Genomic DNA, 19,439 nt, shown 5'->3' on the forward strand with positions numbered 1-19,439 from the left:
GGCCTGGCCGGTCAGCTCGGCGCGGCTTCTTCGGCGTCGGCCTCGCCGTCGCTCCATGCACGCAGGCGCCGGTACAGCGTGCCGCGCGACACGCGCAGCTGCCGCGCCGCCTGCGACACGTTGCCGCCGTGCGCGGCAAGCGTCTCCTCGATCAGCTTGCGGCTGTGCTCGCTCAGCGTTTCCGCATGCGGCGCGGGGCCGCTCCCGTCCGCGGGCGCACCGGCGTCGAGGGCAGGCGCGTCCGCATGGCGTTCGATGGCGATAGGCGCCGCCTCCGCGGGCACCGCCACCGCATGCCGGAAGTCCGTGCCGTCGGGGCTCTTCAGGTGCGCCTGCACCCACACGCCCAGGCCGCTCGCAAGCCGCAGCGGTTGCGCCGCCTCGCGCCGCCCGAGCCGCAGCAGGCTGGCAAGGTCGTGGCCCAGCAGGCACTCGACGTCGCGCTCGTCCGCCGCCTCGGGCAGCCGCCCCAGCAACCGCGCGCCGGCGTTGTTGAGCCACGCGATGGTGCCGTCGGGCGCGATGCCCGCGAGCGCCTCCAGCGGCGTGCCCAGCAGCGTGGGGCTGGCCTGGAAGCGCAGGATCAGGTGGTCGCGCGACTGCGCCTGCAGCAGCCGGTTCTCGATGGTGGTGGCATAGAGCGCCACCATCGACGCCGCATCGAAGCCGAAGCGCCGCGCCTCCACCGTGAGGTCGAGCACGCCGGCCAGCTCGCCCGTCACGCCGCGGATCGGCGCGGCCGCGCATTGCATGTGGCACAGCACGTCGAAGTAGTGCTCGGCGCCGTCGACGGTGCAGGCCTGCCCGGTGGACGCCACGATGCCCGGCGCCGTGGTGCCGACCACCTGCTCGGAGATGTTCACGCCCACGCGCGCGGTCTTGCGCAGCACCGGCTGGTGCGCGGCGGCGGGCTGGTGGGTGACGTGCACCAGCACGCCGTCGCTGTCGGTGAGGATCACGCGGCAGTCGGTGCCCGCGAGCGCGTGCTCCATCTGCACCAGCTCCTTGCGCGCCACCTCGAGCAGCTCGCGGTTGCGCGCCAGCGTGGCGTGCAGCCGGCTCGGCGTGACCGTGTCGAAGGGCACGATGCGCTGGCGGTCGGCATGCGTGCGGCTGCAGCGCATCCACGACTGGATCACCGCCTCGCCGATGAGGCCCGAGGGGCGCACGCCTTCCTCGAAGAACTGCTGCCGCGCGAGCGCCACGCGCTGCGCGGGCGTGCTGGCGAAGAGCTGGCGCGGCGCATCCGGCGTGCCGATTCTGTCGAGGGTCATGGGTTCGTTGCCTCCCTGCGTGGGGTCGGGGGTCGGGACCAACGCTGAATGTGTTCCGCAATGGAACAGCATCGGACTGGGGAAATCCCCAAGATGAACGCGAAGCCCGTGCGGAAGATCCTTGCGGCACAAAGGAGACCTGCGATGACAAAAACACACTCCGGGCTGCGGATGCTCGCCGGCGCATTGTTGTGCCTGGGCGTATCGACCGCGGCCACGGCCCAGAACGCACCAGGCGCACCAGGCGCACAAGATCGCGCGGCGGCCGCGGCGAAACGCGTCGACGGCAACTTCATCCGCGCCAACGCGGCGCAGAAGACGCCCGACTGGCCCAGCATCGGCCTGGACTATTCGGAGTCGCGTTTCAGCAAGCTCGACCAGGTCAACGCCGGCAACGTGAAGCAGCTGGGCCTGGTCTGGTCGTACAACCTCGAGTCGACGCGCGGCGTGGAAGCCACGCCGCTGGTGGTGGACGGCATCATGTACGTCACCGCCTCGTGGAGCGTGGTGCACGCGATCGACACGCGCACCGGCCAGAAGCTGTGGACCTTCGACCCCGAGGTCGACAAGTCCAAGGGCTTCAAGGGCTGCTGCGACGTGGTGAACCGCGGCGTGGCGCTGTACGAGGGCAAGGTCTACGTGGCGGCCTACGACGGCCGCCTGATCGCGCTCGACGCGGCCACCGGCCAGAAGGTCTGGGAGAAGGACACGCTCGCGGGCCAGAAGGGCAGCTACACCATCACCGGCGCGCCGCGCGTGTTCAAGGGCAAGGTCATCATCGGCAACGGCGGCGCCGAGTACGGCGTGCGCGGCTTCGTCACCGCCTACGACGCGAAGACCGGCGACCAGAAGTGGCGCTGGTTCGTGGTGCCGGGCGACCCGGCCAAGCCCTTCGAGGACGCTTCCATGGCCAAGGCCGCCAAGACCTGGGACCCCGGCAGCAAGTACTGGGAAGCCGGCGGCGGCGGCACCGCGTGGGACAGCTTCGCCTTCGACCCCGAGCTCAACCTGATGTACGTGGGCACCGGCAACGGCTCGCCGTGGTCGCACAAGGCGCGCAGCCCCAAGGGCGGCGACAACCTCTACCTGGGCTCGGTGGTGGCGCTCGACCCCGACACCGGCAAGTACAAGTGGCACTACCAGGAGACGCCCGGCGACAACTGGGACTACACCTCCACGCAGTCGATGATCCTGGCCGACGTGAAGGTCGCGGGCAAGGCGCGCAAGGTGCTGCTGCACGCGCCGAAGAACGGCTTCTTCTTCGTGATCGACCGCACCAACGGCAAGTTCATCTCGGCGAAGAACTTCACCGAGGTGAACTGGGCCACGGGCTACGACAAGAACGGCCGGCCCATCGAGGTCGCGTCCGCGCGCGACGGCACCAAGCCCAACGACGCCATTCCGGGCCCGTTCGGCGCGCACAACTGGCACCCGATGTCGTTCAACCCGCAGACCGGCCTGGCCTACCTGCCCTCGCAGCACGTGCCGATCAACCTGATGGACGACAAGGACTGGAAGTTCAACGAGGACGTGCCGGGCCGCCCGCACGCGGGCCTGGGCTGGAACCTGGCCAAGTTCGCCAACGTGGAGCCGCCGAAGAGCAAGCCCTCGGGCCGCCTCGTCGCCTGGGACCCGGTGGCGCAAAAGGAGGCGTGGGGCGTGGACTACGTGTCGCCGTGGAACGGCGGCACGCTCAGCACGGCGGGCAACCTGGTGTTCCAGGGCACGGCCGACGGCCGCCTGCTGGCCTACAACGCGAAGACCGGCGAGAAGCTCTGGGAAACGCCCACCGGCACCGGCGTGGTGGCGGCGCCCTCGACCTACATGGTGGACGGCAAGCAGTACGTGTCGGTGGCCGTGGGCTGGGGCGGCGTGTACGGCCTGGCGCAGCGCGCCACCGAGAAGCAGGGGCCGGGCACGGTCTACACCTTCGCGGTGGGCGGCACGGCCAAGATGCCCGACTTCGTGGAGTACCGCATGGCCAAGCTGGTGCAGGGCGTGAAGTACGACCCCGCCAAGGTCCAGGCCGGCACCATGCTCTACGTGAGCAACTGCGTGTTCTGCCACGGCGTGCCGGGCGTGGACCGCGGCGGCAACATTCCCAACCTCGGTTACCTGGACGCGGCCTACATCGAGAACCTCGACAAGTTCATCCTGAAGGGCCCGGCCATGGCGCGCGGCATGCCGGACTTCACCGGCAAGCTCTCGGGCGACGACATCGAGAGCATCAAGGCCTTCATCCAGGGGACGGCGGACGCCGTCCGGCCGAAGTAGCCGGCAGCCTGAAAAAAGGGGAGGGCGCTTGCGCCCCTTGCCCTTGCCTTGCTTATCGGCCGCCGTACCAGTACGGCGTGCTGGCGGCCCAGGTCGACTTCGGGTAGTTCGCGTGCAGGGCCTGCAGGCCCTTGCGCGACCAGTCGCCCACCGTCTTGTCGGGGCAGGTGTAGCGCGCCATCTTCACCGCCACCGAGAGCGCCTGCGGCACCAGCGCGTCGGCCTTGTCGCGCTGCATCAGCGCCAGGCTTTCCTGCGTGAAGTAGACCGAGTCCTGCGGCACGCTGCGCAGCCGCGCCACCAGCGCGGCCTGCTGCTTGCGCTCGGCCTGCGGCACGAAGGCGGGCATCTCGAAATCGGCGGCGCCGGCCGCCTGCGGGCCCGAGGTCTGCACGCCCAGCGGGCTGCACCACTTGCCGTAGGTGCCGGGCGTGGTGCCGCGCTGCGCGGCCACGTCCTGCGCGGGCCGCAGCGGCGTGGGGCGGATGTCCCAGCCGGCGTTGGGCCAGTGCGGCGGCTGCAGCGTCTCGGTGGTGCTGACCATGCGCTCCAGCAGCAGGCGGTGCCACGCGGCGGTGTCGGTGGCCGCCAGCGAGACCGAGCGGCGGATGCCCGCGAGGGTGTCGGGCCCCTTGACCGATGCGGCCGGCGCGGTCGGCGCGGTCGGCGCGGAGGCCACGCGCAGCTGCGCGGCGCGGCGCGCGGTGGCGTAGTCCTCGGCCAGCACGGCGCGCGTCCATGCGGTTTCCAGCAGCGTGTCGCGCAGCGCGGGCGACAGCGCCGGGTCGGCGGCCAGGCGCAGCCACATCGCGAGCGGCGCGCGCGTGTTCAGGAAGCGCACCACGTCGTCGTCGAACGCGCTGGCCAGCGGCACGGCGCTGGGCTTGGCCTCCATCGCCTCGGGGTCGCTGTGCGCGACCACGGGGCGGATCGCGAGGCGGCGCCACTCTTCTTCCGACGCGGCGGTGGGCAGCAGCAGCGCCTTCACCAGGTTCTGGCCCGAGAGGCTGTGCGCGATCAGCGGCGAATCGGCCGTGCCGGCGACCAGCTCGCGCGCCTCCTTGAAGCGGCCCTGCGCGAACAGGCGTTGCGCCCGCAGCTGCGTGGCGGCGAAGCGCGCGGGGTGGTCTTCGGGCACGGCGGCCAGCGCGGCCTGCAGCTCGGCCTCGCGCTTGTCGTCGGCGGTCGTGGCCGCGGGCACCAGGCTCGCGGCGGCCATGAGCCAGGCGAGGTCGTGCGTGCGCTGGTAGCTGCTCCAGCTGAACTTTTCTCGCCACTTGTCTTGCGCCGTGAGGCCGCCCGAGGGGCCGTCGAAGCCGCGTACCGTGCTGAGCCACTGCACCAGGTCCGGCTTCTGCTCGGGGCCGACGTACGCGCAGCCCGCAATGGCGCAAGAGCGGAACTCGTGGTTCAGCAACAGCAGCCTGGCGGCGGCCACGTCGGGCGCGCCCATCGTCTTCAGGCCGTCGGCCAGGCGCTGCAGCCGCGTGCCGGGCGTCAGGTGGCGGATGCGCAGCGACTCGGCCAGCCGGTGCACCGACGCGTGCAGCGCCTGCAGGCGCGGGTTCTTCAGCAGCGGCAGCGCGATGGCGTCGACCGCTTGGGTGAGCTCGGCCTGCTGCTTGAGCGCCTCGGGGCTTTCCTTGCCGGGGCCGTCGCGCTCCGAGTACGAAGGCTCCCCGCCCGGGTTCTGGCGTGCGAGCACGCGCAGCCGCATGTAGGCGGCAAGGTCGCGCCAGGGGCTGGCCTTGTCGCTGGCGATGGCGTCGAAGGCGGTGTCGGCGCCGTCGAGGTCGCCGGCATAGAAGCGCTGCGCGGCCAACTGGTAGGCGTGGTCGGCCTTGAGCCAGGCGGGGGCGCGCTCCGGCAGCGCGGGCAGGGCGGACGGGGCGGATGGCTTGGCAGCGGCCTTCTCGTCGCAGGTGTCGAACACGGCGTCCTGCACTTGCAGCCAGTGCAGCACGAAGGGGCCGGCGGCCTTGTCGCCGCCCGCGCGTTCCATGCGCTCGGCCAGCGTCTTCGCGGCGTTGCGGAAGGCGTCGCCGTAGAAGCAGTTGGGGCTCGCCTGGAGGCTGTCGGCGTTCCATTGCGGCGTTTGCTGCGAGGGCGGCGTGGCGGGCTTGGCCGGCGCGGGCAGCGGATGCCCCAGCTTCGCGTAGGCCTCGCTGCGCGCCTGGCGCCAGACGGTCCAGGCGGTGTCGGTGTCGTCCATGCCGTTGTCCTCGCGCGGCAGCTTCTCCAGCAGGTCGGAGAAGGCGCGCACCGCCTCGGGCGAGAACGACTGCCCGTGCAGGCGCCAGTACCAGAGCACCTGGTAGGGCACGAGGTAGTCGGTGTAGTAGCCGGCCGGCCGCTCGATGAACTCGCGCACCGGCTGGTCGGGCCGGGTGGTGGCGAAGAACAGGTCCACGGGGTCGTAGCCGCCGCTGGCCTGCGCCGCGGCGGCGCCGAGCGATGCGGCCAGCGTGAGCAGCCTGAAGCCGGCGCGCAGCGCGCGGGCGGTGATGGGTGAGTTCATTGGTTCGCGTCCGTGGTGTCGATCTTCTTGAAGTCTTCGTTCTTCCACGTGCCCGTGTGGAACACGTAGCGCCGCTTCACGCCGCCCCGCACGGGCCACGGTTCGCCCAGCAGCAGGCCCGCCGCGTCGCGGCAGGCCGGCACCGTGGCCGCGCCCGTGGCCTGCAGCCGCTGGCGGATGCGCGCGGCGTCCGCCCCCATGCGGAAGTACATCGGCACCACCTCGTCGAGCAGCCCGGCCGGCAGCCACGGGTCGCCCATGCACCACGAGGCCAGCGCCGTGGCCGACAGCCGCACTCCGCGCTCGCGCAGCGGCTGCAGCCGCTCGAGCAGCGCGGCGTAGGCCTCGCGCTGGCTGCGGCGCGCCTCGAAGTCCAGCTGCACCCAGCCCGAGCGGCTGTGCGCCGCGGCGTGTTCCAGTGCCGCGGCAATGGCCTGCTGCTGCGCCTCGTCGACGGGCGAGGGCGCGAGGTTGTCGAGCGTGACGTGCACCACCGGCACCACGGTGACGCCCGGCGCGATGCGCAGCGGCCACTGGCGCCAGCTCGTGCGGGCCTGGTCGCCGCTCAGCCGCACCGTGGCATGCAGGTAGGCGATGCCCACGCCGGCGGGCGGCGAAGAAAAGAGCTGGGGCCGGTCCCACATCCACAGCAGCGTCTGCGGCGTCGTCTGCGATGTCATCGCGCCCGGCTCCCGGGCCATGCCGTCATGCGCGAACAGGGCCAGCAAGGCCAGCACAGGCGGGGTGCCGCGAAGACTGCCGCGAAGACGCATGGAAGAAGAGCGAGGGGGTGGGCGTGGAAGAAAGCCCGGCGAGCATAAACAAAAAAGCCGCCTGGCCCCGGGGGGGCTCAGGCGGCCTTGCGGCTGCTTCGCTGCTGTCTGGCAGGCGCGGTGATCAGTCGGCGTACACGCCGGCGGACTTGATGATCGGGCCCCACTTCGCGATTTCGGCCGCGACGAACTTCTTGTGCTCGGCCGGCTCGGTGCGCTTGTCGGTGGTGATCACCGCGCCCAGCGCTTCTTCACGCTTGATGAAGCCCGGGTCCTTCATGGCCGCGAGGATGGCTTCGTTGAGCTTCTTCAGCACCGGCGCGGGCGTGCCCTTGGGGGCGTACACGCCGTGCCAGATCGACACTTCGAAGCCCTTCACGCCCGACTCGTCCAGTGTCGGCAGGTCCTTCAGGGCCGGCGTGGTCAGGCGCTTGGCCGTGGTCACGGCATAGGCCTTGACCTTCTTGGCCTCGATCTGCGAGGTGGTGTTGGTGGTCTGGTCGCACAGCAGGTCGATCTGGCCGCCCAGCAGGTCGGCGATGGCCGGTGCCGTGCCCTTGTACGGCACGGGCGTCATCTCGACCTTCAGCGCGCTCTGGAACAGCAGGCCGCACAGGTGCGACGCGGCGCCCAGGCCGGCGTTGCCCAGGTTGATCTTGCCCTTGTTGGCGGCGATCCAGGCCGTCAGTTCCTTGTAGTTGTTGGCCGGCAGCGTGGGCTTGCCGATCAGCGTCATGGGCACCTCGTTGACCATGCCCAGGTACTCGAAGTCGGTCTCGACGTTGAAGGGCAGCTTGCGGTACAGCGCGGGCATGGTGGACATGCCGATGTGGTTCAGCAGCAGCGTGTAGCCGTCCGGGTTGGCGCGCGCCACCTTGGCGGTGCCGATGGAACTGCCCGCGCCGGCGGTGTTGTCCACCACGATCGTGGTGCCGAGCGTCTTCTGCATGGCTTCGGCGAGGTCGCGCGCCACACGGTCGGTCGGGCCGCCGGCCGCGAAAGGCACCACGAGCGTGACGGTCTTGCCCGCGGGGAAGTCCTGGGCGTGAGCACCGACAGCTGCGGCGGCAATCGCCGCGAGGGCGAACAGTTTCTTCATGTCGTCTCCGATTTCTGTGACAGGGGTAAAAAGGCCGCGATCTTATCGGCTGACCAGGGCCTGACCTATACCGAATAGCCCTTAGGCGGTCATCGAAATACGCACCTTGCTGGGGCATGATGCAGCGCTGCAAGGCGCGCCGGAGGGGCGCGAAGAACAACCACAAACCAGGCGGTCTTCCAGGCCGCACCGAGGAGGAATTTCCAATGGATCCATGGGTCTATCCGCGCGAGCGCTGGCTCGGCAACATCACACTGGGGCTCGGCCTGCTGGTCTGGCTGCTGCTGATCGTCGGCACGCTGGGCATTGCGCTGGTCTACGTGCTGCTGGGCTTCATCGGCTACGTGTTCGCGCAGTCGGCTGTCATCGCCTGGATCAAGGGCACGGGCGTGAAGCTCTCGCCCACCCAGCTGCCCGAGCTGCATGCGCGCTTCGAGGCCTGCTGCGGCTTCCTCGGCATCGAGAAGCCGCCCGAGGCCTACCTGCTGCACGGCGACGGCATGTTCAACGCCTTTGCCACGCGCTTCTTCGGGCGCAATTTCGTGGTGCTGCTGTCCGACGTGGTCGACGCCATGGAACGCCAGCCCGACGGCGTGAACTTCTACATCGGCCACGAGCTCGGCCACATCCGGCGCGGCCACCTCACGGGCCACATCTGGCGCGCCCCGGTGCTGTGGCTGCCGTTGCTGGGCGCGGCCTATGCGCGCGCCAAGGAATACACCTGCGACCTGCACGGCGAGGCCTGCTGCGAGGAGCCCGACTCCGCGCCGCGCGCCCTGGTGGCGCTGGCCGCCGGCGCGCAGCAGTGGCGCAACGTCAACCTGCAGGCCTACGCCGCGCAGTCGGCGGGCAACAGCGGCTTCTGGGCGTCGTTCCACGAGCTGATCGCCGGTTACCCGTGGCTTACCAAGCGCGTGGCGCGCGTGCTCGATGCGAACGCGAAGCTGCCCAGCCGCAACCCGCTGGCCTACCTGCTCGCGATCTTCGTGCCCTACACCGGGCGCGCGGGCGGCGGCGCCCTGGGCGCGATGATCACCGTGGCCGTCATCGGCGTGCTGGCCGCCGTGGCCATTCCGGCCTACCAGGACTACACCAGCCGCGCGGCCGTCGCACAGGCCTGGAGCGAAGGCGCCGCGGTGCGCGAGGCGCTCGGCAACTACTACACCGAGAAGGAAGAGATTCCCGCGTCGCTGGAGGCCGCGCGCGTGCCCGACACGCTGCCCGGCGGCGCCACGCTCACGCTCGATGCGCAGAGCATGGTGGTGGAGGCCAGCCTGCCGAAGCGCGGCGGCATGAAAGGCATGGGCGCCACGATGGGCACGCTGCGCATGGAACCCTCGGAGGGCGACAACGGCATCACGTGGCACTGCGTGGCGGGCGACGATCTGCCGGAGAAGACGCTGCCCAGGAGCTGCCGCAAGTAACGCGGCTTCCGCGCGCAAACATATGTGCCATGCCGGCCATGCCGGCCATGTCTGCCGTGTTGGTACCCGATGAACAAGGCCGGCAAGTCGTAAGGGAAGTTTGCCGCCCGTCGACTTGTCCGACAGGCGGACCCGGCGCCGGACGATGCGGCGGGCCGCGCGGCCTTCTACGGTGAAGCATTGAACAACCTCGAAGGAGTGCTTTCACATGCCCACCACTGTCTCTTCGCTCGACGGAATGAAGGTCGCGATCCTGGTCTCGGACGGCTTCGAACAGGTCGAGCTGACCGAGCCGCGCAAGGCGCTCGACCTGGCGGGCGCACAGACACGCATCGTCTCGCCCGTCGAAGGCGCCGTGCGTGGCTGGCATCACCATGACCCGGCCGACAGCTTCGCGGTCGATGTGCCGTTGGACAGCGCCTGCGCCGACGACTTCGACGCGCTGCTGCTGCCCGGTGGCGTGGTGAATCCCGATGCGTTGCGCATCGACGAGAAGGCCGTCGGCTTCGTGCGCGCCTTCCTGGAAGCCGGCAAGCCCATTGCGGCGATCTGCCACGGGCCGTGGACGCTCATCGACGCGGGCGGCGTCAAGGGCCGCAAGATGACGTCGTGGCCTTCGCTGCGCGCGGACCTGAAGAACGCGGGCGCCAAGTGGAGCGACCAGGAAGTGGTGGTCGACCACGGGCTCGTCACGAGCCGCAAGCCCGACGACCTGCCGGCCTTCAACCGCGAGATGACGAAGCTGTTCGAAGTGGCTTACGAGTCGGAGCTTCAGTAGCAGCAGCAGCGAGCGCACCGGGCCCGGGCCCGGTGTAGCGGGCACGGGGTCGGATCAGCTGCCCCGTTGCCTGCTGCTCCAGCACATGCGCGGTCCAGCCCACGGTGCGCGCCAGCGCGAACAGCGTGAGCGGCGCGCCGGCCGGCAGCTTGTGCACCGCGGCCAGGGCGGCCAACGCAAAGTCGATGTTCACGGCCTCGCCCAGCAACCGGCTGCCCACGTCCCGCAGCTCCTCGAAGGCCGGCGGCAGGCCGATGCCTTCCAGCAGCGCGTGGCAACGCACGTCGCCATTCGGATAGAGCGGATGGCCGAAGGCCGCCAGCGGGCGGTCGTGCGCGAGCCATTCGCGCACGGCGGCGTCGGTGCCGATGGCGGCTGCGTTGCGCATCAGCGCCTGCACCGCGGCCGAGGCGCCGCCGTGCAGCGGCCCCGTCAATGTCGAGAGACCCGTGAGCAGGCAGGCCGCGACCGACGCGCCGGTGGAGGCCGTCACGCGCGCCGCGAAGGTCGATGCATTGAGTTCGTGGTCGGCCAGCAGCACCAGCGCGCGGCGCAGGTGGTCCGCCGCGCGCGGACGCCGCCATGCCGATGCCAGGCGCATGTGCAGCGGCATCGCACGCGCCGGCGGTGCAGGTGCAGGCCCCAGCAATGCATCGGCCAGCGTGCCGATCACGTCCGCCGCCTCGGCTTGCAGCACCGCGCGCGAGCGGCCGCGTGAAGGCAGGTCGGTGGCGGCGCGTGCGGCGAGCGCGAGCAGGCCCGCTTGCAGCGGCACGGCGTCCGTGTGCGCGACGGCCGCCGGCATGGCCGCGGCAAAGCATGGCGTCGCGCTCTCCCAAAGCAGGCCCGCCACCTCTTCCAGCGTGGCGTGCGCGGCCAGCGCGCAGGCGTCCTGCCCCCGGTAGAGCAAGCGCCCCTCCGCCACCGTCGACACGCCGGAGGCCAGCACCGGCTCGCCCCACTGGATCGCCTCGCTCGCCACCGCCTCGCTGCTGCGCCGGCCGCGCGCGCGTGCCGCGATGCGCTGCACGTCGTCGCGGTGGTAGAGGCTGCGGCGCGGGTCCGTCGCGTCGGGCTTGGCGCGGATGCGGCCGCGGCTCACGCTCGCGTACAGCGTCTGCGGGCGGACCTGCATCAGTTCGAGGGCGTCGGCCGCCGGGAGCCACAGCGGGCCTTTGGTTGCAGTCATGTTGACAGAATAAATCAAGATTGACGTCAATACCTGCGTGGCCAGAATCGGCTTCATCGTGACAACCCTGGAGCAAAGACGATGAACAACGATGACGACGGCAGCCTCGAAGGCGTGGTGGCCGCGCACACCGTGCTGTCCGAGGTGGACGGCGCGGCCGGGCGGCTGGTGATCCGCGGCCATGCGCTCGACGAGATCGCGCAGCGCTGGCGCTATGAAGACGTGGTGGCGCTGCTGTTCGAAGGCTTCTTCGACACATGGCCCCAGGCCGACGGCCTGTGCGCCGCCATCGGCCGCGCGCGCCGCGAGGCCTTCGAGCGCCTGCAGCCCAACGACGATGCGCTGCTGCGCCGCCTGCCGCCCATCGAGGCCGTGCGCGCATTGCTCGCGCGCCTGCCCGACGGCGACGACCTGCCGACCGCGCTGCGCCTGGTGGCCGCGCCCGCCGTGTACACCGCCGCCGTCATGCGCTGGCGGCTGGGCGTGCAGGCGCTCGCGCCCGACGAGACCCTGCCGCACGCCGCCGACATGCTGCGCATGCTGCACGGCCGCACCCCCACGGCCGCGCAGGGTGCGGCGCTCGACACCTACCTCGTCACCGTGTGCGACCACGGCCTGAACGCCTCGACCTTTGCCGCGCGCGTGGTCGCGTCGACCGGCGCGGGGCTCGCGTCGGCGGTGCTCGCCGGCATCAGCGCACTCAAGGGGCCGCTGCACGGCGGCGCGCCCGGGCCGGTGCTCGACGCGCTCGACGCCATCGGCACCGCCGCCAATGCGCGCGCCTGGCTCGAGGAGGCGGTGGCCGACGGCCAGCGCCTGATGGGCTTCGGCCACCGCATCTACCGCGTGCGCGACCCGCGCGCCGATGCGCTGAAGGGCGCGCTGCGCCGGCTCGGCGCCGAAGGCAGTGTCGACGCCGGGCGCCTCGCGCTGGCCGAGGCGGCCGAGCAGGCCGCGCTTGCGATCCTGCGCGAGAAGAAGCCCGGCCGCGCGCTGGAGACCAACGTCGAGTTCTATACCGCGCTGCTGCTCGAGGCGCTGGGTTTCGGGCGCGAGAGCTTCACCTGCGTGTTCGCGGCGGGCCGCGTGGGCGGCTGGCTGGCGCACGCGCGCGAGCAGGTGCGCAAGGGGCGGCTGATCCGGCCGCAGTCGGTGTACGTCGGGCCCGCGCCGAAAGAGGCCGCGGCCCCCGTGACCCTCCAGACGCCCGAACCCGTACTCGCGCACTGAACCTACACGGCGCGCGCGCCGTCATCCGATACCCTCGCTGTGTTCGCGTGCCCGCAAGGCACGCCCGATTCAAAGCGAAAGTATTCCCATGTCGGCGACCCCTTCCTACGTGCGCGCGCTGCGCCTGCCCCGCGACTTCGCGTCGATCGCGGTGGGCCTCGACGCGATCGTGTTCGCGATCAACATGACCGTGCTGCTGGGCCCCTTCAGGCCGGAGGCCGAGCAGCTGCGCAGCGCCTACGCCACGCCCGGCGTGTGGGTCACGCTGCTCGTCGGCATGGTCATGTCGTGGACGATGGTCGCCACGCTGGCATGGAGCCACGGGCGCAACGCGCTCGAGCGCCGGGGCATGGCCCGCGTGGCGCTCGCGCACGATGCGCGGCTGCGCTTCGGCGGCGTGTGGGTGCTGGCGCTGGTGCTGAACTACTACGCGCTGACGCCGCTGTTCTACGAGTTCCAGGTGATGTTCATGCCCGGCGGCCGCTTCGAGGACGTCTTCGCCTACTCGCCGCGCATCTACCTGGGCGTGGCCATGCTGCTGCAGTCGCTCGTGCAGCTGCTGGTGCTCGTGCTGGGTGTGTGGCTGGCGGCGCGTGTCGCGCTGGCGAAGAGCCGCGTTGCGCAAGGAGATGCGGACCTCACCGATGCCGTCGATGCGCCCGAGGCGCTGGGTGTGCCGCCGCGCCGCGCCGTCGCCCTCGTGGTCGCCGCCATGTTCTCCGCGCTCCAGCTGTGGGGCAGCCTCGCCGCGACGCGCTGGGCGTTCCCGGCGCCGGACCTGAGCGTGCTGGTGCTGCTGCTGACCTGGGGGCTGCCGGTGGTGATCGGCTTCGCGCTGGCCTGGTGGGGCGGCTGGCTCGGCACGCGGCCCGCGCTGCCGGTGGTGCGCCCGTTCAGGGCGGTGGCCGCGGCCGTGTCGTCCTTCGTGCTGGTGCAGGTGGGCTGCATCGTCATTGCCATCGCGTGGCTGTTCCTGGCGGCGAAGTCGTCGTTCAGTTTCTACAGCGGCGGCGGCATCGTCGGTTTCGTGCTCGCGCTGGTGCTGGTCTACATGGCGCTGGTGGTGGCACTCACGCGCACCGTCACGCGCCGGCTGTACCGAAGCTACTTGTAGCTGCGGGCGTCCTCGATCACCTTGCCGTCGTTGGGCAGGCTGCCCGGCGCCACCTGCTCGATGGTGCCGCGCAGCTTGGTCACTTCGCGCACGGCATCGGCAACGTGCGCATCGAGCCCTTCGGGCGCGTTCGCGCATTCGAGCTTCAGCGTCATCCGGTCGTCGCCCATCTCGCCCGACACCACGAGCCGCGCGCGCTGCACTTCCGGAAAACGCCGCACCACCTCCGCCACCTGCGAGGGGTGCACGAACATGCCGCGCACCTTGGTGGTCTGGTCGGCGCGGCCGAGCCAGCCCTTGATGCGCTTGTTGGTGCGCCCGGTGGGGCAGGTGCCCGCGAGCACGGCCGAGAGGTCGCCGGTGCCGAAGCGCACCAGCGGGTAGTCGGGGTTGAAGGTGGTGACGACGATCTCGCCCACTTCGCCGTCGGGCACCGGGTCGCCGGTGCCGGGCCGCACGATCTCGACCAGCACGCCTTCGTCGAGCACCAGGCCTTCGCGCGCGCTGGTTTCATAGGCGATCAGGCCCAGGTCGGCGGTGGCGTAGCACTGCATGCCCTGCACGCCGTGCGCGGCAATCCAGTCGTGCAGGCTCGGCGGAAAGGCCTCGCCCGACACCAGCGCCTTGGTGAGCGAAGGCAGTTTCAGCCCTTTTTCCTCGGCCTTCTCCAGCAGGATCTTCAGGAAGCTCGGCGTGCCCGCATAGCCTTCGGGCTTGAGGTCGGCCATGGCTTCGAGCTGCTGCTCGGTCTGGCCGGTGCCGCCCGCGAACACGGTGCAGCCCATGGCGCGCGCGCCGCTTTCCATGATCGAGCCCGCGGGCGTCATGTGGTAGCTGAAGCTGTTGTGAATCAGCTCGCCGCCGCGAAAGCCCGCCGCATGCAGCGCGCGCGCGGTGCGCCAGTAGTCGCGCGCCTCGCCTTCAGGCTCGTAGATGGTGCCGGGGCTCGCGAACACGCGCGGCATGCGCGCGCCGCGCGCGATCGACGAGAAGCCGCCGAACGGGTCGTCGCCGCGGCGTGCCTTCTGCAGCTCGAGCAGTTCCGACTTGCGCGTGACCGGCAGCCGGGCCAGCGCCTCGCGCGTGCCGATGTCGGTAGGCTTCACGCCGTCGAGGATCTTCGTGAACGCCGGTGCGGCGGTCTGTGCCTGCGCGATCTGCCGGGGCAGCGCGGCCAGCAGGTCGCGCTCGCGCTCGGCGGGGTCGCGGATCTCGAGCGTGTCGTAGTGGTCGGTCATGTCCGTACCCTTCATCTTTCAATTCTGTTGCCGCGGTCAATCGAAGCGCAGGCGCCCGGCGGGAGCATCACGCCAGCCACCGCTTGCGCCGCTTGTAGCTCTTCACGTCGCGAAAGCTCTTGCGGTCCGCGCCGCCCACGCCGAGGTAGAACTCCTTCACGTCCTCGTTCTCGCGCAGGCTCTGCGCCGCGCCGTCCATCACGATGCGGCCGTTCTCCAGGATGTAGCCGTAGTCGGCATAGCGCAGCGCCATGTTGGTGTTCTGCTCGGCCAGCAGGAAGGTCACGCGTTCCTTGGTGTTGAGGTCCTTCACGATCTCGAACACCTCCTCCACGATCTGCGGCGCCAGCCCCATCGACGGTTCGTCGAGCAGCACCATGGTCGGGTTGGCCATCAGCGCGCGGCCGATGGCGCACATCTGCTGCTCGCCGCCCGAGGTGTAGGCCGCCTGCGAGCTGCGCCGCGTCTTCAGGCGCGGAAAGTAGGCGTAGACCTTCTCCAGCGTCTGCAGCACCGCGGCCTTGCCGTCGGTGCGCGTGTAGGCGCCGGTCATCAGGTTCTCCTCGATGGTCAGGTGGGCGAAGCAGTGGCGGCCTTCCATCACCTGGATCAGCCCGCGCTTGACCAGCTCGGCCGGCGACAGCGCCTCGATGCGCTCGCCGCGCAGCTCGATGGTGCCCTTGGTGACGGCGCCGCGTTCGCCCGCGAGCAGGTTGCTCACCGCGCGCAGCGTGGTCGTCTTGCCCGCGCCGTTGCCGCCGAGCAGCGCCACGATGCCGCCGTCGGGCACCGTGAGCGAGACGCCCTTGAGCACCAGGATCACGTGGTTGTAGATGACCTCGATGCCGTTGACGTCGAGGAGGATGTTGGGTTCGCTCATGGTGTGGTCCGAAGCATTCGCAAGAACAGCGCGACAGGGCGATCGCGCGCCGGGCTGTTCTTGCGAATGGCGGCTCTCGCGAGCCGCCACGGCACGCTCAGTGCATCAGGACTGGCAGTCGGCTGCCTCGCGGCGCGTCAGCTTCTTCTCGCTGGCGTACTTGTCGGCGGCGGCCTTGGTCATCGGCTTGATGATCTGTTCGTCGGCCTGGTACCAGTCGGGCGCGATGTTCCACTTGGCGCCGTCCCAGGTTTCCATGCGCGCCCAGGTCGAGCCGATGTGGTCCTGGCACGAGGTGCTCACCGGGCGCATCACGCCGGCGAAGCCCAGCGCGTCGAGCTTCTTCTGGTCGAGCGCCAGGTTCTCCAGGCCCCAGCGCACCTGCTCGCCGGTCATGACCTTGCCCTTGCCGAAGCGCTCCTGCGCGCGCTTGACCGCCTCCACCCCCAGCATGGAGATGATGGCGCCGCGCGTGTACAGCACCGAGCCCACTTCCTCCTTCGGACCGGTGCCCTGGCCCTTGTCGTGCACCTGCTTCAGGATGTCCTGGATCACCTTGTTGTCGGGACCCGAGCCGTTCAGCGCCAGCGCGTTGTAGCCCTTGGCGTTGGCGCCCACGTCCTTCACGTCGGGCTCGGCGCCGGCCCACCACACGCCGTACATCTTCTCGCGCGGGAAGCCGGTGGCCACGGCCTCCTTCAGCGCGGTGGAGTTCATCACGCCCCAGCCCCACAGCAGCACGAAGTCGGGGCGCTGCTGGCGCACCTGCAGCCAGGCCGACTTCTGTTCCACGCCGGGCGCGGTGACCGGAATCAGCGACAGGTCGAAGCCGTGCATCTTCGCGCGCTCCTGCAGCAGCGGAATCGGCTCCTTGCCGAACGGCGAGTCGTGGTACACGAGGGCGATCTTCTTGCCCTTGAGCTTGTCCATGCCGCCCTCTTTCTTGCCCAGGTGCTGGATCAGGATGTCGGCCGCGGTCCAGTAGGAGCCCATCAGCGGGAAGTTCCACTTGAACACGCCGCCGTCCTGCGAGGCGGCCAGGCCGTAGCCCAGCGTGACCAGCGGGATCTTGTCGGTGGGCACCTTGTCGGTCAGCGCGAAGGTGATGCCGGTGGCCTGCGGGTCGAACAGCGCGACGCCGGGGCGGCCCTTCAGGCGTTCGTAGCATTCCACGCCCTTGTCGGTGGCGTAGCCCGTTTCGCATTCCTCAAAGGTGATCTTCACGCCGTTGATGCCGCCTTGCGCGTTGACCAGCTTCAGGTAGTCCTGCTTGCCGTTGGCCCAGGGCGTGCCGTTGGGCGCATAGGGGCCGGTGCGGTACACCAGCAGCGGGAAGAACTGCTCCTTGGCCTGCGCCTGCGCGAGGGATGGCGCGAGCATGGCGCCGAGGGTGCTGGCCACCAGGGCGGCGGTCAGAGCGAGCGATTTCAGTTTCATGCCTGTCTCCTTATGTGGGCACCTCGGTGCCGGGTTTTTGCGAACGGGAACTCTCGGGACTCTCGGAACTTCGTCAGTGCGGGAAGGGCCACAGCCGCAGCTTTTCCTTCGCCGTGGACCACAGCCGCGCCAGGCCGTGCGGCTCGACGATCAGGAAGAACACGATCAGCGCGCCGAAGATCATGGTCTCCAGGTGCGAGGCCAGCGCAGTGGAAATCGAGAAGCCCAGCCACGCGGGCAGCTGGTTCAGAAAGAGCGGCAGCAGCACGATGAACGCGGCGCCGAAGAAGCTGCCCATGATCGAGCCGAGCCCGCCGATGATCACCATGAACAGCAGCTGGAACGAGCGGTCGATGCTGAACGCCGCCGGCTCCCACGCCCCCAGGTGCACGAAGCCCCACAGCGCGCCGGCCACGCCGACGATGAAGCTGCTCACCGCGAAGGCCGTGAGCTTGGCGTACACCGGGCGGATGCCGATCACGGCGGCGGCCACGTCCATGTCGCGCATGGCCATCCACTCGCGGCCGATGGCGCTGCGCACCAGGTTCTTGGCCAGCAGCGCGAACACCACCACGAAGGCCAGGCAGAACAGGTACTTCTGCACCGGCGACTCGATCGGCACGCCGAACACGTTCAGCCCCGCCACGCTCACCGAGCCCGATGACGAGTTGTTGGTGAACCACTGGATGCGCAGGAACGCCCAGTCGGTGAAGAACTGCGCGGCCAGCGTGGCCACCGCCAGGTACAGGCCCTTGATGCGCAGGCTCGGAATGCCGAACAGCACGCCCACCACCGTGGCGCACAGGCCGCCCAGCAGCAGCGAGGCGATGAGCGGCATGCCGTCGATGCGCACCTGGAAGTTGTAGGCCGCGTACGCGCCCACCGCCATGAAGGCGCCCGTGCCCAGCGAGATCTGCCCGCAGTAGCCCACCAAAATGTTCAGGCCCAGCGCCGCGAGCGACAGGATCAGGAAGGGCGTGAGGATGGCGCGCATCCAGTAGTCGGACACGCCGAGCGGCACCACGACGAACGCCACGAGCAGCAGCACCAGGATCGCGATGCGGTCCTGCGCGATCGGAAAGATCTGCTGGTCGGCGCGGTAGCTCGACTTGAACTGGCCGTTTTCTCTGTAGAACATCGCGTTCAGACCCGGTCGATGATCTTTTCGCCGAACAGCCCCTGGGGCCGCACGAGCAGGAAGACCAATGCAAGAACATAGGCAAACCAGATCTCGATGCCGCCACCGAGCATGGGGCCGAGATAGATTTCGGACAGCTTCTCGCCCACGCCGATCAGCAGGCCGCCGATGATGGCGCCCGGGATCGAGGTGAGCCCGCCGAGGATCACCACCGGCAGCGCCTTCAGCGCCACCAGCGACAGCGAGAACTGCACGCCCAGCTTCGATCCCCAGATGATCCCGGCCACCAGCGCCGAGAAGCCGGCCACCGACCACACGATGACCCAGATGCGCTTGAGCGGAATGCCGATCGACTGCGCGGCCTGGTGGTCGTCGGCCACCGCGCGCAGGGCGCGGCCGGTGGCGGTCTTCTGGAAGAAGATGGCCAGCACCACCACGAGGCCCGCGGCCACCAGCGCGGCCACCAGGTCTTCCTGGCTCAGCAGCAGGCCGCCTTCGAAGGTGCCCTGCAGCACCATCAGCGGCTCCTTGGGCATGCCCACGTCGATCTTGTAGATGTCGTTGCCGAAGATGGTCTGGCCCATGCCGTCGAGAAAGTAGGCGATGCCCAGCGTGGCCATCAGCAGCGTGATGCCTTCCTGGTTCACCAGCTTGCTGAGCGCGAGCCGCTCGATGAGCCAGGCCACCACCACCATCACCGCCATGGCGGCAACGAAGGCCAGGATGTTCGCGAGGATCTGGCTCTGGAAGCCGAACCACAGCGGAAACCACTCCGAGAAGCGCGCCATGGCCAGCGCCGCGAACAGCACCATCGCGCCCTGCGCGAAGTTGAAGACGCCCGAGGCCTTGTAGATCAGCACGAAGCCGATGGCGATCAGCGAATAGAGCATGCCGACCATGAGGCCGCCGAACAGGGTTTCGAGGAAAAAGCCCATGGCTAATGACTTTCTCCCTCTCCCGCTTGCGGGAGAGGGTTGGGGTGAGGGCGAGCGGCAATCGAAGTGCCGCCGTGGGTGATGAGGCCGTCGGCCCTCACCCCAACCCTCTCCCAGAGGGAGAGGGGGCAAGAAAGA

At 69.9% G+C, this 19,439-nt stretch carries 15 protein-coding genes; 5 read left to right on the top strand and 10 right to left on the bottom strand.

Translation table 11 applies throughout. From position 1 onward, the window contains the following. Positions 1-11: 11 nt before the first annotated feature. On the bottom strand, positions 12-1,274 hold the full coding sequence (locus BM004_RS18790) for a helix-turn-helix domain-containing protein (protein ID WP_093215757.1): 1,263 nt from the start codon (positions 1,272-1,274) through the stop codon (positions 12-14). 144 nt (positions 1,275-1,418) lie between these two features. Between BM004_RS18790 and BM004_RS18795 the strand changes: the two genes are divergently transcribed. Then, entirely contained in the window at positions 1,419-3,548 is a 2,130-nt protein-coding gene (locus BM004_RS18795) for a PQQ-dependent dehydrogenase, methanol/ethanol family (RefSeq protein WP_093215663.1), read from the top strand. Between the two features lie 52 nt (positions 3,549-3,600). Here BM004_RS18795 and BM004_RS18800 read toward each other — a convergent pair whose 3' ends face one another. From BM004_RS18800 to BM004_RS18810, 3 genes are all read right to left on the bottom strand, one after another. After that, a complete protein-coding gene (locus BM004_RS18800; RefSeq protein ID WP_093215665.1) occupies positions 3,601-6,066 on the bottom strand; it encodes a hypothetical protein in 2,466 nt (821 codons plus the stop codon). Next, entirely contained in the window at positions 6,063-6,746 is a 684-nt protein-coding gene (locus tag BM004_RS18805; RefSeq protein WP_143072450.1) for a hypothetical protein, read from the bottom strand. Before BM004_RS18805 ends, BM004_RS18800 begins: the two co-directional genes overlap by 4 nt. Before the next feature lie 217 nt (positions 6,747-6,963). After that, positions 6,964-7,938, bottom strand: a complete 975-nt coding sequence (locus BM004_RS18810; protein ID WP_093135022.1) for a tripartite tricarboxylate transporter substrate-binding protein — start codon at positions 7,936-7,938, stop codon at positions 6,964-6,966. Between the two features lie 206 nt (positions 7,939-8,144). On the opposite strand from BM004_RS18810, the gene BM004_RS18815 reads away from it, so the two are divergent. Together BM004_RS18815 and BM004_RS18820 are read left to right on the top strand one after the other, a co-directional pair. Further along, complete coding sequence (locus tag BM004_RS18815) at positions 8,145-9,362, top strand: M48 family metalloprotease (RefSeq protein ID WP_093215670.1); 1,218 nt, start codon at positions 8,145-8,147, stop codon at positions 9,360-9,362. Positions 9,363-9,570: 208 nt separating this feature from the next. After that, on the top strand, positions 9,571-10,140 hold the full coding sequence (locus BM004_RS18820) for a type 1 glutamine amidotransferase domain-containing protein (RefSeq protein WP_093215672.1): 570 nt from the start codon (positions 9,571-9,573) through the stop codon (positions 10,138-10,140). Here the strand turns inward: BM004_RS18820 and BM004_RS18825 are convergent. After that, a complete protein-coding gene (locus BM004_RS18825; protein WP_093215675.1) occupies positions 10,085-11,329 on the bottom strand; it encodes a citrate synthase in 1,245 nt (414 codons plus the stop codon). The genes BM004_RS18820 and BM004_RS18825 overlap by 56 nt on opposite strands. Positions 11,330-11,410: 81 nt before the next feature. Here BM004_RS18825 and BM004_RS18830 point away from each other — a divergent pair, with 81 nt between their 5' ends. Both BM004_RS18830 and BM004_RS18835 read left to right on the top strand, forming a co-directional pair. Next, positions 11,411-12,559, top strand: a complete 1,149-nt coding sequence (locus tag BM004_RS18830; RefSeq protein WP_093215677.1) for a citrate synthase/methylcitrate synthase — start codon at positions 11,411-11,413, stop codon at positions 12,557-12,559. Between the two features lie 88 nt (positions 12,560-12,647). Next, the gene (locus BM004_RS18835) at positions 12,648-13,673 is read left to right on the top strand and encodes a hypothetical protein (protein ID WP_093135010.1); all 1,026 of its coding nucleotides are present in this window, start codon (positions 12,648-12,650) and stop codon (positions 13,671-13,673) included. Here the strand turns inward: BM004_RS18835 and BM004_RS18840 are convergent. From BM004_RS18840 to BM004_RS18860, 5 genes are all read right to left on the bottom strand, one after another. After that, positions 13,664-14,911 (bottom strand): phenylacetate--CoA ligase family protein, encoded by a 1,248-nt coding sequence (locus tag BM004_RS18840; protein ID WP_093135007.1) that lies wholly within the window; start codon positions 14,909-14,911, stop codon positions 13,664-13,666. The two genes, BM004_RS18835 and BM004_RS18840, sit on opposite strands and share 10 nt — an antisense overlap. A 67-nt stretch (positions 14,912-14,978) precedes the next feature. Then, entirely contained in the window at positions 14,979-15,791 is an 813-nt protein-coding gene (locus BM004_RS18845) for an ABC transporter ATP-binding protein (RefSeq protein ID WP_093135005.1), read from the bottom strand. A gap of 105 nt (positions 15,792-15,896) precedes the next feature. Further along, the gene (locus BM004_RS18850) at positions 15,897-17,228 is read right to left on the bottom strand and encodes an ABC transporter substrate-binding protein (protein WP_093135002.1); all 1,332 of its coding nucleotides are present in this window, start codon (positions 17,226-17,228) and stop codon (positions 15,897-15,899) included. Between the two features lie 73 nt (positions 17,229-17,301). Beyond that, positions 17,302-18,366, bottom strand: a complete 1,065-nt coding sequence (locus BM004_RS18855; protein ID WP_093215680.1) for a branched-chain amino acid ABC transporter permease — start codon at positions 18,364-18,366, stop codon at positions 17,302-17,304. Positions 18,367-18,371: 5 nt separating this feature from the next. Beyond that, positions 18,372-19,301 (bottom strand): branched-chain amino acid ABC transporter permease, encoded by a 930-nt coding sequence (locus BM004_RS18860; protein ID WP_093134997.1) that lies wholly within the window; start codon positions 19,299-19,301, stop codon positions 18,372-18,374. Between the last annotated feature and the right edge of the window lie 138 nt (positions 19,302-19,439).

It is taken from the genome of Variovorax sp. OK212 (genome assembly GCF_900112425.1).
Classification (GTDB): domain Bacteria; phylum Pseudomonadota; class Gammaproteobacteria; order Burkholderiales; family Burkholderiaceae_C; genus Variovorax.